The following is a 15576-nucleotide window of genomic DNA, read 5'->3' as shown; positions in this document are numbered from 1 at the left end:
TAATAGGCCCGTTAGCGGGACTGATCGCCGGATTGGCGGCGCGGCTTGATCTGGCGGCGCAGCTTGGCCACGGGAACGCTTTCCCGGTGTTCGGCACCGGACTTCTGGGCTCGGTGCACCGCTACGATGCCGCCGCTCAGGTTGCGGTAGGTGACCCCGGTCCAGCCGGCTTCCTGCAGCCACGCGGCCAGGTGGTCCTGGTCCGGCCAAGCGCGGATGGACTCGGCGAGGTACACGTAGGCGTCCGGGTTCGAGGAGACCTTGGTTGCGATGGCGGGCAGTGCGCGCATGAGGTATTCGGTGTACATGGTCCGCCAGAGGGGCACCACCGGGGCCGAGAATTCGGCGATGACCAGGCGTCCGCCCGGCTTGGTGACACGGAACATCTCTGCGAGGGCCTTGTGCGGTTCGTTGACGTTGCGCAGGCCGAAGGAAATGGTGCACGCGTCGAAGGAGTTGTCCGCGAAGGGCAGCTTGGTGGCGTCCCCGGCCACGAAGTCGATGTCCGGACGACGGCGTTTGCCAACCTTCAGCATCCCGAGCGAGAAGTCGCAGGCCACAACGTCCACTCCGGCGTCGGCGTATGGTTCGCTGGACGTGCCGGTCCCGGCAGCTAGGTCCAGGACCCTCTGGCCCACCCGAACATCCATCGCGTCCACAACAACCCGGCGCCAACGACGGGTCTGCCCCAGGGACAGGACATCGTTGACGACGTCGTATTTGGGGGCGACATCGTCAAACATCGTCGCAACTTCGTCCGGACGCTTTTCCAAGGATGCTCGGTTCACCCTGCAATTGTCTCAGACAAATATGGGAAGAACTTTCGGGGCACACCGGTCCGCACGGCTCCCATTGCCCGCGGGAGTAATGTTGTTCCATCATGACGAGTACGCTCCGCACCTTGACAGTCCCCCTCGATGTTGACTCATCCTCCGGGGGACTGCCGTCATTTCTGGTCCGGGACGATGTCCTGTGCTGGTCCCGCCGCGAGAACGGACTGGTGGGCTTTGGCGAACTCGCGCGATTCACCGCTTCCGGGCCCGATCGCTTTCTCGAGGCCGATATCTGGTGGCGCCATCTGGTCATCGAGGCCGACGTCACGGATCCCCTTGAAATCCCCGGCACCGGCCCGGTGGCCTTTGGCTCCTTTGCTTTCTCCAAGACGTCCGCCTATGAATCGCGCTTGATCCTTCCGGAAATTGTTGTGGGGATCCGGGATGGGCAGTCGTGGCTCACCCAGTTGACGCTCGACGACGTCGAACTCACCGAAGCGGGCGCCCTCGCCGCCCTGGCAGGCTGGCTCAGCCCCGCGGACGGCGAGTCAGAGGAACGCGAGTCAGACGAACGCGAGTCAGAGGACGGTGAGCTTACGGCGGCGGGAGGCTCCGGCGTCGGGCACCCAACTAGCTCGCAGTTGTTGTCGTTTAGAAGGCTCATAACGACAACAACTGCGAGTCAGTTGGGGGACGGGAAGGCCACGCTGGAGAGCGGCTCGCTGAGCGAAACCGCCTGGAAGCAGGCCGTGGCCGAGGGCGTGGCGGCAATCCGGACCGGAAAGCTCGAGAAGCTGGTGCTCGCCCGCGACGTCATGGCGACGCTGCCCGACGGCGTCAACGCCGCCAAAGTCCTGCGGCAGCTGGCCAGCCGTTACCGCGAATGCTGGACCTACGGCGTCGACGGCTTGGTGGGAGCGACGCCGGAAATGCTCATCCAGGTGGAGGGCCGCACTGCGCAAGCGCGCGTCCTGGCCGGGACGCTCGACCGCCGCGACGCCGAGGGCGTGGACGGTTCCCCCATGGAATACGCCGAACGCGTGCTGGCCGGTTCGGAGAAACAACGGCACGAGCACGAGATCGCCATCCAATCACTGACCACCCAGCTCGCGCCCTTTTCCGAAGCTATGAATGCCCACAGCGAACCGTTCATCCTGGAACTGCCCAATGTGTGGCATCTGGCATCGGACGTGAAGGCCGAGCTTGCCGATATCGAGGGACATGTCCCTACGTGCTTGGCCCTGATCAACGCGCTTCACCCCACGGCCGCCGTGTGTGGCACGCCTACCTTGGTGGCCGGGGAACTGATCCGGGAGCTTGAGCACATGGATCGCGGACCGTACGCCGGCCCGGTCGGGTGGCTCGACGCCGCGGGCAACGGCGAGTGGGGCATCGCACTGCGCGGCGCGATCATCGAGAGTCCTACGACCGTGCGCCTGTATGCGGGCTGCGGGATTGTTGAAGGCTCCGTGCCCGACGCCGAACTGGCCGAGACCTGGGCCAAATTCCGGCCGATGCTCGAGTCGCTGGGCATCAGCAGCTAAGAGTCCAAACCCGAGGATTCCGTTCCAAAGCTACCGCCGCGGATGTCTGGGATGCGAGACAATAGCCCTGTTGGGGGTCTTGATTTTTTACTTGGTAGGTTATCCAATAGTAAAACTTAGTTTTCTGTGACGCACATCTCATGTTCGGCGCTACACTATGAACCGATTAGTTTCGCATCCACTGCAACAAAAGGTAAGAAAATGCAGAAATTCCGTTCGCTTCCGGTCAGTTCGACGCTCAAGGCTGCAACAATCATCGCAATCGGCGCCCTGGCACTGACTGCCTGCACCAACGCCTCGGAGGCGGGCCCCTCGAGCGCCGCCTCGCCTTCCGGCAGTGCCAATGCAAGCTTTGACCCCAGCACCATCGCCAAGGACGACACCCTGGCCGCAATGGTCCCCGCGGCCATCAAGTCCAAGGGCACGCTGACCGTTGGCTCGGATACGACCTACGCTCCTGCGGAATTCCTCGGACCGGACGGCCAGACCCCGGTCGGCTACGACGTCGACATCGCCAAGGCGATCGGCGCCACCCTCGGCCTGAAGGTCCAGGTGCAGACCGCCGAATTCACGGGCATCCTCCCCGCCCTCGGCCCGAAGTACGATCTGGGCATCTCGTCCTTCACCATCAACCCCGAGCGTCTCGGCGCCGTCAACATGGTCAGCTACTTCAACGCCGGCACCGCCTGGGCCGTGCAGAAGGGCAACCCGAAGAAGTTCTCCCTGGACGACGTCTGCGGCAAGTCCATCGGCGTGCAGACCGGCACCGTCCAGGAAGACCCGGACCTCTCCGGCCGCAACAAGAAGTGCGCAGCTGACGGCAAGCAGCCGATCAACATCGTCACACTCAAGAACCAGACCGACGTCACCACCCGGCTCGTTAACGGCAGCATCGACGCCATGGCAGCCGACTCCCCCATCATCGGTTACGCCCTGACCCAGACGAACGGCCAGCTTGAACGGCTCGGCGACGTTTACGACGCCGCTCCCCAGGGCATCGCCGTTGCCAAGTCGGACACCGCCCTCGCCGATGTCATCCAGAAGACGCTGACCAAGCTCATGTCTGACGGTTCATACAAGAAGATCCTCACTGGCTGGGGCAACGCCGAAGGCGCCATCACCAAGTCCGAGGTCAACCCGGCGGTCAAGTCTTGAGCATTCCCGCCACCGATAACAAATCAGGTGCACAGATGGATCATCATCAACCAGGCCACGCAGCGCCGGTGCTGAACGATGCGGTGCCGGTCAGGCATCCCGGCCGCTGGATCAGCGCCGTCATCATCGTTGGCGCCGTGATCCTCATGGTGCAGAGCGCGATCACGAACCCCAACTTCCGTTGGGACGTAGTCGGGACATACATCCTGGACGTCAAGGTTGTCCAAGGTGTCGGCTGGACGCTGTTCCTGACTGTCGCCTCGATGGTTCTGGCGATTGTCTTGGCCATCCTGTTGGCTGTCATGCGCCAATCGGACAACCCGGTCCTTCGCTACACAAGCTGGCTCTGGGTCTGGTTTTTCCGCGGCACCCCGGTCTACACACAGCTGCTCTTCTGGGGGCTTGTCACGGTTCTCTATCCGACGATTTCCCTCGGGATTCCTTTTGGCCCTCAGCTTGTGAGCTACGCGCTCTCGGACCCGACCCATGGCCTCATCCCGGCCATCCTGGGCTTGGGTCTGAACGAATCCGCGTATCTTGCGGAGATCTTCCGGGCCGGTTTGAAGTCCGTGGACAAGGGACAGACCGAAGCCGCCGAAGCCCTGGGCATGGGCAAGGGCAAGATCATGTGGCGGATCGTCCTGCCCCAGGCAATGCGCATCATCGTCCCGCCCACCGGCAATGAGACCATCGGTATGCTCAAGACCACCTCCCTGGTATTGGCCGTGCCGTTCACGCTCGATCTGACCTTCGCGACCAACGCCTTGGCCAACCGGATCTACCTCCCCATCCCTCTCCTGATCATTGCCGCATTCTGGTACCTTCTGGTCACCAGTCTCCTCATGGTGGGTCAGCACTACATCGAGAAGTATTACGGCAAGGGCGTGGATACCAACCAGGCTCCAGCCCTCATCAATCCTGCAGCCGCGAAAGCCGCCGCAGCAGTGGCACCCAGTGCCGAAGCAGAGCCGTCCTTGAAGATGGAATTCCCCGAGGAGGAGGCAAAATGACGATCACCACCCAGAAACCGCTGGTGCGGATCGAAGGCCTCCACAAGTACTTCGGTCCCCACCACGTGCTCCGCGGCATCGACCTGACGGTCAACCAGGGCGAAGTGTCCGTTGTCATCGGCCCGTCCGGTTCCGGCAAGTCCACGATGCTCCGTTGCGTGAACCTGCTTGAAACGATCAGCGCCGGCCGCATCTCCGTCGGTGACCAGCTGATCGGCTACCGCGAAGTCAACGGCCGCCTCCACGACCTGAAGGTCAAGGAAATCGCCGCGCAACGCCGGGAAATCGGCATGGTCTTCCAACGCTTCAACCTGTTCCCGCACAAGACCGCCCTGTACAACGTCATGGAAGCTCCCGTGCAGGTCAAGGGCAAATCCAAGAGCGATGCCAAGAAGGCAGCCCTCGAGTTGCTGGACCGGGTAGGCCTGGCCGACCGGGCCAACCACTACCCGGCACAGCTTTCCGGCGGCCAACAGCAACGCGTCGCGATCGCCCGGGCTCTGGCCATGGAACCGGAACTGATGCTCTTCGACGAGCCGACGTCCGCCCTTGACCCCGAACTCGTGGGCGATGTGCTGAACGTGATGAAGGACCTGGCCAAGTCCGGCATGACCATGATCGTGGTGACCCACGAGATCGGCTTTGCCCGCGAAGTCGGCGACCGCCTGACCTTCATGGACGGAGGTGTGGTGGTGGAATCGGGTGACCCCCGCGAAATCATCGCCAACCCCCAGCACGCGCGCACCAAGGAATTCCTCAGCCGCGTGCTGTAGGTCCTGGCGCTGCCCGATACGCAAAATGCCCTGCGCGGCTGGAATTCCAGCTGCGCAGGGCATTTTGCGTTGCGCAAGGAACTGCCCGCAGCGCCGACCGCCTACGCCCCGAGCAGCACCTGGGACACTGCCGCAGCAACTGCCGCCTTGATGCGCGCGTGCAAGGGACGCAACCCTGAACGGTCCGTGCGTACCTCCACGATGCTGCGTCCCTTCAAAGGCCCGGCAAGCACGTCGGCGAGCTCCGCCGTCGTACGCACCGAAGTGTGCCCGACGCCGTATGCCGCGGCCAGCGCGGAAATGTCCACGCTGTGCGGGGTGCCGAAGAGGCGCTCGACGGCGGTGCCGTAGCCGCCGTCGTCCTCCACCTTGCCGTGCTCCAGGAGGCCGAAAATGCCCCCGCCGGCGTCGTTGAGGACCACGATGCGCAGGTCCGGTCCGGGTTCGCCGGCTCCGAGGAACAGGCCCCCGGCGTCGTGCAGGAAGGTGATGTCGCCCAGGAGGAGGGTGGTTTCGCGGCCTGCGCCGAGGGCGATTCCAGTAGCCGTTGAGATGGTGCCGTCGATGCCGGCGAGGCCGCGGTTCGCGAACACCGTGGCGATGGGCTCGGAGCTGGGCTGCCCGGCGAGGTCGACGTCACGGATGCCGTTGGAAGAGCCCAGGACCAACTGCCCTCGGGCGTGTTTCCAGACGGCGGCTCCCACCGCCGGTCCGTTGGCTGCCTGCTCGGCCTCGAGGACGCCGTCGAGCGCGTGCTGGGCCGCGGCACCGGCCAGGAGCCACGCGTCGAGCCACTCGGCCGAGCCCCGGCCTGCGAACACCGCCAAGTCAGTCAGCGAATCAAAGCGCTCCTCGCTGCGCCGGCCGTGTTCATACCAAGCCACAGGAACGGGCTCATACATGGCGGTGCGAAGATCTCCGCGGGCCAGGAGCGCGGCGACGGGCCTGGACAGCGTAGGCCGACCGAAGACCACCACCCGCTCGATCGGCAGCGCAGAGCCGCGCCCGAAGTTGTCCAGCATGAGGCGGTACGGCCCCACCGCGTTGGGACCAAAGCGTGCGTTGGACGACGGCTCGGCCAGCAACGGAAGGCCGTGGGCGCGGGCAAACGCCTCGGCGACCGGACCGGCGTCGTGCCCCGCCAAAACCACCGTCCGCCGCTCCGTCAGTTCGGCAGGAGCTGGGGACATGCTCAGTGGCTGGGGGCCGGAGTCGTAGTGGAAAACTCCACGGCCCCTGGTGGAGGGCAGGACCTCGCCGGGTTCCGGAACCAGCGGCTCACGGAACGCCAGGTTGAGCTGAACCGGTCCGGGAGGCGTGTTCTCAAGGGCGCCGGTCGCCGCGTAGATGGCAGTCTCGACCGCCCTCTTCGGGTTGCTGCCAGCGGCGATGTCGACGGCGAAGCGCATGTGTTCGCCGAAGAGGTCCAGTTGGATGGTGGTCTGGTTGGCGCCGGTACCGTGCAGCTCGGCCGGGCGGTCGGCCGAAAGGACCACGAGCGGCACGGCGGCGTGGTTGGCCTCCATCACCGCGGGCAAGAGGTTCCCGACGGCGGTGCCTGAGGTGGTGAGGACGGCCGCCGGCGCGCCTGTCGACAGCGCCAAGCCCAAGGCCGTGAAACCGGCAGAGCGTTCGTCGATCCTGACGAGGAGCCTGACGTTCCCGGCAGCTTCGGCCTCGGCCAGCGCGTACGCCATCGGCGCCGAGCGCGAACCGGGAGAGACCACCACGTGCCGCACACCGCCGTCGAGCAACGCCTTGACGGCGATCCGGGCAGCGGCGAGGGAGCTCAGGGAGCCTTGCGAAGTCACCGCACCAGTCTATTAGCGGCGCCTCCTTTCAAACGCCCGCTCACCTATCGGCCCAAAATCCCAAACGCCCGCTCACTCTCTTGAAGAAAGTGAGCGGGCGTCCGGGAAAAGGCCCGCATAGGTGAGCGGGCGTCGGGGGAAAGCCTTAGCCGTCCTTGCGGAACACCTGCACGATCGACGGACGCGGCGCGCGGACCTGGCCGGCGGCCGGGGTGGTTCCGGCGCCCACGTAGTCCGGGAAGTACGAGTGCGGAGCGTCGAAGGAACCTTCCTCGCCCGGGTGTTGCACGGCGACGAATACTGTCCGCTCGTCGTCGTGAACGATCGGTCCACAGGTCTCGGCGTCGCGCGGTACGGCGAGGAACTGCTCCACTCTCCCGCGCTGGCTGCCATCGAGGGTGACCTTGAAGAGGCCGTCCGCATACCCGATGGACGACGGCGCGCCGTCAGTCGCGATCCACATGTTGCCTGCCGAGTCGAACGCCACGTTGTCCGGGCAGGAGATGGGCGAGACCTTGTCGGCCGGGAAGCCGGAGAAGTATGTGGAGGAGTTCTTGGCGGGATCTCCGCAAACCATCAGGAGGGTCCAGTTGAAGCGTGTGGAGGTCTGGTCGCCGGTTTCGGTGATTTCCACAATGTGGCCGTCCCGGTTGAGCGTGCGCGGGTTGACCTCGGTGGCGCCTTCCTTGCCGGGCTTGCCGCGGTCCGAGTTGTTCGTGCAGACCACGTAGACCTTGCCGGTCGCCAGGTTCGGCTCGACGTCTTCGCAGCGGTCCATCTTCGTGGGGCCAACCTTATCCGCGGCGAGGCGGGTGTAGACCAGGACCTCGGGGACGGACATGCCCGGAACCGCGGAAGCGCCGTCGACCACCAAGGGAAGCCACTCGCCGGAACCGTCGAACGCGCCGTCGGACGGGAGTTTTCCGGTTCCGTCGATCTCGGCCGAGGGAGAGTCTCCGGTGAACTTGGCGACGTAGAGGTCCCCTTCGGAGAGAAGGTTCATGTTGTTCCGGCGGGCCGCAGCCGAGTCTCCGGCCATGTACTTGCCCTTGGAGACGAATTTGTAGAGGTAGTCGAAGCGCTCGTCGTCGCCCATGTAAGCCACTACATGGCCGGACGCGGCGACAATCACGTTGGCGCCTTCGTGCTTGAAGCGGCCCATGGCGGAGTGCTTCTTGGGTGTGGAGGAGGGGTCGAACGGGTCGACTTCCACGATCCAGCCAAAGCGGTTGGATTCGTTGGCATATCCGGCATTACGGGTGTCGAATCGCTGCTCGTCCAGCTCCCACTTGCGTGCGGTGGCCTTGGAAGTAAGGCCGTAGCGTTTGTCGCCCGCGGAGGTGCCGGGAGCCACGAAGTAGCCGTTGAAGTTTTCCTCGCCGGAGAGGATGGTGCCCCAGGGAGTCGTGCCTCCGGAGCAGTTGCCCAGGGTCCCTTTGATCTTCCGACCGGACGGGTCGTCGATGGTCTTGACGAGGTCCGTGCCCGCGGCGGGGCCGGTGAGCTCGTAGGTGGTGTCGGTCAGGAACCGACGGTTGAGCGGCGCACCCTTGACGTAGCTCCACGGCTTGTTCTTGTTCTTGCGCTCGAGTTCAACAACCGTGAGTCCGTGCGCGGCACGCCCGATCGCGCGGGCCTCCGCAGCCGCCAAAGTGGCCGGGAACATGATGTTCTCGTTGGTGTACTCGTGGTTGGTGAAGAGTACGGCACGGCGGTCCTTGGAATCCGGGATGGGCAGGATGTCCGTGTAGTCGTTGTTGTAGCCGAACTGGCGGGCCTGCGCCGCTGCGGTCTGGCCGTTCAGCTCGAAGGCCGGCGAGTCCGCAAAGAGCGGATCGCCCCAACGGATGATCGGCTGCCACGCGAAACCGTCCGGCACGGTGAACGCGTCAACCGTGTAGTCGACCGGTTTAATCGGCGTGAACTTGAGCTTGGCCTTGTCGAAGCCCGTCTTTGCCGCCTCGGACAAGCCAACGCCGCCGGCTTCGGGAAGGTTGCCGGACAGGCTTCCGCCCAGTACGACGGCGAGCGCACCGACGGCGCCAAAGCCCAGGGCGGCGCGGCGGGACACGGCTGCGGAAGCGATGTCGCGGAAGTAGGCGTTGGAGCTCGTGTTGCACACCTCGCCCGAGCAAGCGTTGTCGCACTTCAGGGCGCACGTCACGGGGCTGCGTTTGCCCTTCGTATGGCCGAGCATGGGGAGCAAGCCGAACTTGCGCGCGGTTGATTCAGACATGGGAAATACCTCCGGGGATTGAGTGATTTCCCCACCCTTGCAGCGCTTTCGGAATCCGAGAGGACACTCAGGTTAAGTTGCAGTGAATTCCCAGCCTTTTCACAGGAATCTATGCATGCAGCAGGGCGTGCACGCGGCGGAGCCGGTCCAGCCACCAATCGCGACGTTCAGCGGGAGCCGCATACTGCTCCAGCAGCCCCTCGTCGGCGACGGCTTCGCGGACGCGGATGGCGCCGTCGTCGGGCACTAAAGGAGCCTGCGTGATGTCGGAGGCGAACAGGCGCACGGTCCCCAGCCCGCACGCGAAGGGCAGCTCGGGCAGTGCAGCGGCGAGCGCGAGCCCCGCGCGGATTCCCACCGAGGTGTCCAGCGCCGAGCTCACGACGGCGGGAAGCCCGGCTTGCGCCACGATGTCCAGCGCGCGCCGCACTCCCCCAAGCGGCGCCACCTTGACCACGATCAGGTCAGCCGCGCCGGCCCGCGCCACCTTGAGGGGGTCGTCTTCCTTGCGCACGGATTCGTCGGCGGCGATCAGCACCGGGGTACCCTGTTGCGCGAGCCGTCGTCGGACTTCGGCGAGGCCCTCGATGTGCGGCACGGGCTGTTCGGCGTATTCGAGCCCGACGGCGGATAGTCGCCCGAGTGCCTCAACCGCCTGCGGCACATCCCAGCCTGCGTTCGCGTCGACACGGATCGCGGCGTCCGGCAGGGCGTCCCTGACTGCGGTGACGCGCGCGACGTCGTCGGCCAGTTCCTGCCCGCGCTCGGCGACCTTGACCTTGACGGCGTCCACGCGGCCGAAGCGCTCCAGGACCTCGGGCACCCGGGCGGCAGGTACGGCGGGGACGGTGGCGTTGACGGGAATGGTGTCCCTCAGCTGCGGCGGAAAACCCTGCCATGCTGCTTCGACGGCGGCGGCGAGCCAGCGGGAAGCCTCGGCGTCGCCATACTCGGGGAACGGGCAAAATTCGCCCCAGCCGGCCGGTCCGCGGAACAGGAGGGTCTCGCGCTCGGTGATGCCCCGGAACTTGACCCTCATCGGCAGGCTCACCACTTTGGCGGTGGCAAGGAGCTCGTCGAGGGTGGGGAACGGAGGCATGGCTTCACTGTAGCGTGGGGCGGCGGCTGGGGTGGGGCCGCCGCCCGGCCGGCTGGGGTGGGGCCGCCGCCCGGCCGGCCGGCCGAGTTGCCCGGCTAGGCGGAGTTGCCTGCTTGTGGCGGCTGTTTCGTGGCAGGAAGAGTGGGCGCTCGATCGCCGGCATGGTCGACGATCGCATTGACGTAACTGCTGAGCTCCCGGATGACCGCGTCCGTGGGCCGCGCATCCGGCAGCGGGTGGACCCCCGTGACGAACAGGTTTCCGCTCATGGTGACCATACGAAGCACATGGATCGGCGACCCGGAACCGGTGATAGTGGGCCGGAGTGGTCGGATGACGCCATGATGACGGACATATTCGCCTGGGGCCACACCACAGCGGCCGCGGTCGGGATTCTGTAGTCGACCAACTCTCCTGCCTTCAGGAGATCCCGGCATTTGGCGGGATCGGTAGTCATGTCGGCGCGTCCGACTGCCATCGAATCCTGCATGTCCTGAATCGCCGCCTCATCGATACCGTTGGCGGGGCGTCAGCGTGCCGCTGTAAGGGTGTGTATGTGAGCGAGGGTTGCTCTGGAAGGGTGTATATGTGAGCGGGCGTCGGGCTGGGGGACACGGGGCGGGCCACCCCTCACACGCGTTAGGTAGAATGCAGCAAGGTACGGAACCACAGCCGGAGGAGCCCGCATGCAGCGTAAGGCCACAGCACTCGACGTCGCCAAACGGGCGGGCGTCTCGCGGAGTGCGGTGTCGCTGGTGCTCAACGGCCGGGGAGACGGCAACGTGGCCAAGGAAAGCCAGGACCGTATCCGCCAGGCCGCCGCGGACCTCAACTACTCCCCCAACCCCATCGCCTTGAGCCTGCGGAACCAGCGCACGCGCGTGATCGGCATCGTGTCGGACGAGGTGGTGGTGAGCCCGTTCGACGGCAACATCATTGGTGGCGCCGACGACGTCGCCCGCGCCCACGGCTTTGTCACGGTGGTCATGGACACCGAGCGCGACGCCTCCCGCGACGAGAGCGCCGTCGAGACCCTTTTGGACCGGCAAGTGGACGGACTGATGTACGTCACGGTCGGTTTGAAGCCGCTCGACGTGCCCCAGGGCATGCTCCGCGTCCCCTCGGTGCTGGCCAACTGCTTCGACAACAGTCCCACCCCGCAGCTGCACCACGTGATCCCGGACGAAGTTTCCGGCGGTCGGGAAGCCACCGAGCACTTGCTGCAGCTGGGCCATCGCGATATCGCGTTCCTTGCCGGCGCCGCCACCTCCCCGGCTGTGCCCTTGCGCATCGCGGGGCATCGGGAAGCAATGGCCAAAGCGGCCGTCCCCGTGCGCGAAGACCGCGTGTTCACGGCCGGTTGGGACATCAACGACGGTTTCCATGGCGCCATGGGACTGCTCTCCGCCAGCGAGCGGCCGACGGCGATTGCGTGCGCCAACGACCGACTCGCCGTCGGTGTCGCCCTGGCTGCGGCGCGCCTGGGCCTGGCCGTACCGCGGGACCTCTCGATCATTGGTTACGACGACGAGTCACGCATCGCGGGCACCATGGTTCCCGCGCTCACCACCATGGCCCTCCCCCTGCGGGAAATGGGCGCTACAGCGATGAGCATGTTGCTGGAACAGATTGAGGACCCGGCCCAGCGGCCCGGGGCGGGAGTCGATTTGGAGGCCGACGCCGGCTTGGAAACCATGGTTCCCTGCCGTTTGGTGGTCCGAGAGTCCACCGGGCCCGTTCCCGCCCGCTGAATCTCCCCACCTTTGGCCGGACCGCCGCCCGGGAATCCGCGGAAATACAGGGATCCCGGACTGCGACACCGGCCAAAAATGGTCAAACGTGGGGAAACCACGACGGCGGCCTGCCGCCTATTCGGGCAGCTTCAGTTCCCAGACGTCCGCCGCCGCGCCTTCGGGAAGCTCAAGGATCCATTCCTCGCCCACGGCAGGGTAGGCGCGGAGTGTCGTGGCCACCGATCCCTTCCGATACACCTCCACCAGGGAAGCATCGATGAAGATGCGGAGTTCCTCGCCCTCGGACAACGCCCCCGCAAACACGACTTGCTGCTCAGCGCCGGAGGCCAGGACCAGCCGAACCTCACCGGTTCCACCAACAGTCCCAGCCTTCACAACAGCCTCGGCAAACGGCGGCAACACAACGGACCCGGACGCCCCGCCCGCAAGCACGGGACCCCGATATGCCTCGATCTCCGGGGCAGGAGCAACCACCAGTGCGCCGTCCTCAACCGAGAGGAAGCGCGGGTGGGTTAATACGCCCGCCCAGCCTGCGGCGTCGATCTCGTCTTGCGAGCGGCCACGTCGTCCATCACGGCCCGGGCCTTCGTTGGCCCATCCCCACAGCAGGGCCCGCGGCGTCGACCCCGCCCCGGACGCAGAATCCAGCTGCACAATCTGGGGAGCATAGAAGTCCCGGCCAAGGTCGGACCTGCCGCCGGAACGCGGGACGAACACGGGCAGCCCCGTGGAGGGGTCCTCGGAGAGCGAGCCGATCAGGTGGCCCACTCCGTTGGCGTGCTCATGGTCGTCACCGGAGAGCCACAGGGAGAACATCATGACCCAGGTGTCGGCCCCGCCTGCAGGCACCCCGTTGGAGAGCACCCTGTCGGTAGGCACCCCGTCGGCAGGCACCCGGACCAGTTGCGGGCACTCCCAGATTTCGGCCGGAGTGTGCGTGGCCGCCACGGGGTTTTCGGTGGTCAGCCAAATGCCTTGGTACTTCCAGTCGGACATGTCCTCCACCGTGTATAGCAGCAAAGCAGCATGTCGATTGGCCAGCCCGGCGCCCTGCATGGCGTAGCGCTTGCCGTTGAAGTGGAAGATGAAAGGGTCGCGCACGGCCGTGACCAGGCCATCGCCCGGCATGGAAGCGGCTATGTGACCATCCTGCTCCCAAGTCACCAGGTCCGCGGAGCCCCGGGAAATCACCACTTGCGAGTGCCCGCCGTCGCCCCGCACGCCGGAGTACGCAGCGGTGGGGACGCCGCCGTCGTCGGTCACCACGCCGGTCCAGCAACCGAACTCATCCGGCCCGCCGTCCTCCGGGCGGAGCGCGACCGGGTGCTCATCCCAGTGGACCAGGTCCGGAGAGCTGACGTGCCCCCAGTGGATCCGGTGGTGCCGCGCCGATTCCGGGTTGAACTGGAAGAACACGTGGTAGCGGCCGTTGATGTAGCTGATGCCGTTGGGGTCGTTGATCCAGCCTTGCGCAGGGCGGGGGTGGAAGCGCGGGAAAGCGGGGTCCGGGTGGATGACAGCCGCCGCAAGTGCAGGGGCGGAGGATATGAGGTCCGTCATCGAAGTCCTTTCAGGAAGTAGAAGCTATTTGCCGGTGCCGGCGGTGAGTCCGTCACGCAAGGCGCGCTGGCCGAACATGAACACCACCAGCGCGGGAATCATGGAGAGGATCACGCCTGCCAGCACCACGGAGATGCTGCCGGTGCCGAGGTTGCCTTGCAGAGACACCAGGCCCAACGGGAGCGTGAAGTTCTGCTCGGAGATGGTCAGGATGAGCGGGCGGAAGAACTCGTTCCAGTGGTAGTTGAAGGCCAGGATGCCTACGATCGCCATGCCCGGCATCGCCAGCGGCGCGTACACGGAACGGAACGTCCGCCACGGCGAGGCGCCGTCGATGGCCGCGGCCTCGCCCAAATCACTTGGCAGCCCCAGGAAGTACTGGCGCATCAGGAAGGTGCCGAACGCCGTCGGGATTGCCGGAAGGATCAGCGCGAGGAGCGTATCGGACAAACCGATGCCGCGGATCAGCATGAAGACCGGAACGATCGTCACCTGCGCCGGAACCATCATGGTGGCCAGGACAATCGAGAACAGCGCACCGCGCCCCCGGAACTTGAGGTTCGCGAACGCGTAGCCGGCCAGCGCCGCCGTGAACATCTGCCCGACGGCGATCAGCCCCGTCACGAGGGCGCTGTTGAGGACCAGAAGCATGATGTTGAGTTGCTTGAAGACCTGGTCGTAGGACGAGAAATCGGGGTGGAGCGGCAGGAACGACGGCGGCAACTGGAACGATTCCGCCGGTGGCCGCAGCGAGGTGGACAGGGTCCACAGCACCGGACCGAGAATGAGGACGGACGCGATCAGGAGCAGCACGATTCGTCCCGCCATGCTCCAGTTCCGCTTCTTGCGGGGCGCGGGCTTTTGGGGAGCCAAGCGATCGACGGCGGCGCGCTGGGTTGAGGTTGTAGTCATGGCGGGCCTTACTGGTAGAAGACGAATCGTTTGCTGAGCCGGAACTGGGCGGCTGTGATGGCCATGATGATCAGCGTGAGGATGACGCCGATCGCCGAGGCCTGGCCGAACTCAAGGCGCTGGAATGCCGACTCGAAGATCACCATCACCGCGGTGCGCGTGGAGTCGCCGGGGCCGCCGCGGGTGAGGACGTAGGGCTGGTCGAACACTTGCAGGGCGTTGATGATCGCCATGACCGACGCCACCAAGGTGGTGGGGCTAAGCAGGGGCAGCGTCACGTGGAGGTGTTTGCGCCAGCCCGTGGCGCCGTCGATCGACGCAGCCTCGTACGTTTCGGTGGGGATGGACGCCAGGCCGCCGATGAACAGCAGGAACGAGAACCCGAAGTTCTGCCACACGTAGACGAGGATTACGACGGCGGCAGAACCGGCCGGCGTCGTCAGCCACGGGACGGCGGGGATGCCGACGAAGGATAAAAGCCAGTTGACCACGCCGAATTGTTCGTTGAACAGGTAGCGCATGAAGATGGACACCGACGCCGCGGACAGGATCAGCGGGAAGAAGAAGGCGCTGCGGAAGAAGACGCGAAGCCAGGCCGGAAGTTTCTCCTGCACCATGATCGCCAGCGCCAACGCGAGGCCAAGCTGCAAGGCCACGGCGACCACCACGAACATGATCGTGTTCAGGAACGACACCCGGACCGTGGGGTCCTGGACCACTTCGGCGAAGTTGTCGAAACCGACGAAGCTTGGCGCCGAAATGATGTCCCAGCGGAAGAACGCGAGGACCACGGACGCAACGATCGGCACGAGCGTGAACAGCCCCATGCCCAGGATGGTGGGGGCCAGAAACGCCCAGGGCAGCCAGCGCTGACGCTGTTTTCCGGTGGTTGTTTGTTGGCCCTTGGTGCCGGTTTTGTTCCGGCGATTGGTGGACATGCCCGTTGTTG

The 15576-nt window shown here is 65.5% G+C and carries 13 protein-coding genes; 5 read left to right on the top strand and 8 right to left on the bottom strand.

Going from position 1 to position 15576, the window contains the following annotated elements:
- Positions 1–11: 11 nt before the first annotated feature.
- Complete coding sequence (locus tag AB0323_RS04360) at positions 12–788, bottom strand: demethylmenaquinone methyltransferase (RefSeq protein WP_366176277.1); 777 nt, start codon at positions 786–788, stop codon at positions 12–14.
- Positions 789–880: 92 nt separating this feature from the next.
- Between AB0323_RS04360 and AB0323_RS04355 the strand changes: the two genes are divergently transcribed.
- The 4 genes from AB0323_RS04355 (at position 881) to AB0323_RS04340 (ending at position 5255) form a co-directional block, all read left to right on the top strand.
- Complete coding sequence (locus tag AB0323_RS04355) at positions 881–2317, top strand: isochorismate synthase (protein WP_366176276.1); 1437 nt, start codon at positions 881–883, stop codon at positions 2315–2317.
- A 201-nt stretch (positions 2318–2518) separates the two neighbouring features.
- The gene (locus tag AB0323_RS04350) at positions 2519–3472 is read left to right on the top strand and encodes an ABC transporter substrate-binding protein (RefSeq protein ID WP_366176275.1); all 954 of its coding nucleotides are present in this window, start codon (positions 2519–2521) and stop codon (positions 3470–3472) included.
- A gap of 35 nt (positions 3473–3507) precedes the next feature.
- Entirely contained in the window at positions 3508–4482 is a 975-nt protein-coding gene (locus AB0323_RS04345; protein WP_364535404.1) for an amino acid ABC transporter permease, read from the top strand.
- Positions 4479–5255 (top strand): amino acid ABC transporter ATP-binding protein, encoded by a 777-nt coding sequence (locus tag AB0323_RS04340; RefSeq protein WP_274619627.1) that lies wholly within the window; start codon positions 4479–4481, stop codon positions 5253–5255. The genes AB0323_RS04345 and AB0323_RS04340 overlap by 4 nt, the downstream gene beginning before the upstream one ends.
- Before the next feature lie 101 nt (positions 5256–5356).
- On the opposite strand, the gene menD is transcribed toward AB0323_RS04340, so the two are convergent.
- From menD to AB0323_RS04320, 4 genes are all read right to left on the bottom strand, one after another.
- A complete protein-coding gene (gene menD / locus AB0323_RS04335) occupies positions 5357–7066 on the bottom strand; it encodes a 2-succinyl-5-enolpyruvyl-6-hydroxy-3-cyclohexene-1-carboxylic-acid synthase (RefSeq protein WP_366176274.1) in 1710 nt (569 codons plus the stop codon).
- 145 nt (positions 7067–7211) lie between these two features.
- A complete protein-coding gene (locus tag AB0323_RS04330) occupies positions 7212–9302 on the bottom strand; it encodes a PhoX family phosphatase (RefSeq protein WP_366176273.1) in 2091 nt (696 codons plus the stop codon).
- Between the two features lie 109 nt (positions 9303–9411).
- Positions 9412–10401: an o-succinylbenzoate synthase gene (locus tag AB0323_RS04325; protein ID WP_366176272.1), complete on the bottom strand. Its 990-nt coding sequence runs from the start codon at positions 10399–10401 to the stop codon at positions 9412–9414.
- A 95-nt stretch (positions 10402–10496) separates the two neighbouring features.
- Complete coding sequence (locus AB0323_RS04320; protein ID WP_366176271.1) at positions 10497–10670, bottom strand: hypothetical protein; 174 nt, start codon at positions 10668–10670, stop codon at positions 10497–10499.
- 417 nt (positions 10671–11087) lie between these two features.
- Here AB0323_RS04320 and AB0323_RS04315 point away from each other — a divergent pair, with 417 nt between their 5' ends.
- The gene (locus AB0323_RS04315) at positions 11088–12152 is read left to right on the top strand and encodes a LacI family DNA-binding transcriptional regulator (RefSeq protein ID WP_366176270.1); all 1065 of its coding nucleotides are present in this window, start codon (positions 11088–11090) and stop codon (positions 12150–12152) included.
- A gap of 117 nt (positions 12153–12269) precedes the next feature.
- On the opposite strand, the gene AB0323_RS04310 is transcribed toward AB0323_RS04315, so the two are convergent.
- The 3 genes from AB0323_RS04310 to AB0323_RS04300 form a co-directional block, all read right to left on the bottom strand.
- Entirely contained in the window at positions 12270–13715 is a 1446-nt protein-coding gene (locus AB0323_RS04310) for a glycoside hydrolase family 32 protein (protein WP_366176269.1), read from the bottom strand.
- A 24-nt stretch (positions 13716–13739) separates the two neighbouring features.
- Positions 13740–14543, bottom strand: a complete 804-nt coding sequence (locus tag AB0323_RS04305) for a carbohydrate ABC transporter permease (protein ID WP_366176407.1) — start codon at positions 14541–14543, stop codon at positions 13740–13742.
- A 92-nt stretch (positions 14544–14635) separates the two neighbouring features.
- The gene (locus AB0323_RS04300) at positions 14636–15565 is read right to left on the bottom strand and encodes a sugar ABC transporter permease (protein ID WP_366176406.1); all 930 of its coding nucleotides are present in this window, start codon (positions 15563–15565) and stop codon (positions 14636–14638) included.
- Between the last annotated feature and the right edge of the window lie 11 nt (positions 15566–15576).

The organism is Arthrobacter sp. NPDC080031 (assembly GCF_040702485.1).
Taxonomy (GTDB): domain Bacteria; phylum Actinomycetota; class Actinomycetes; order Actinomycetales; family Micrococcaceae; genus Arthrobacter.
This window is presented reverse-complemented; position numbering and strand designations above follow the sequence as displayed.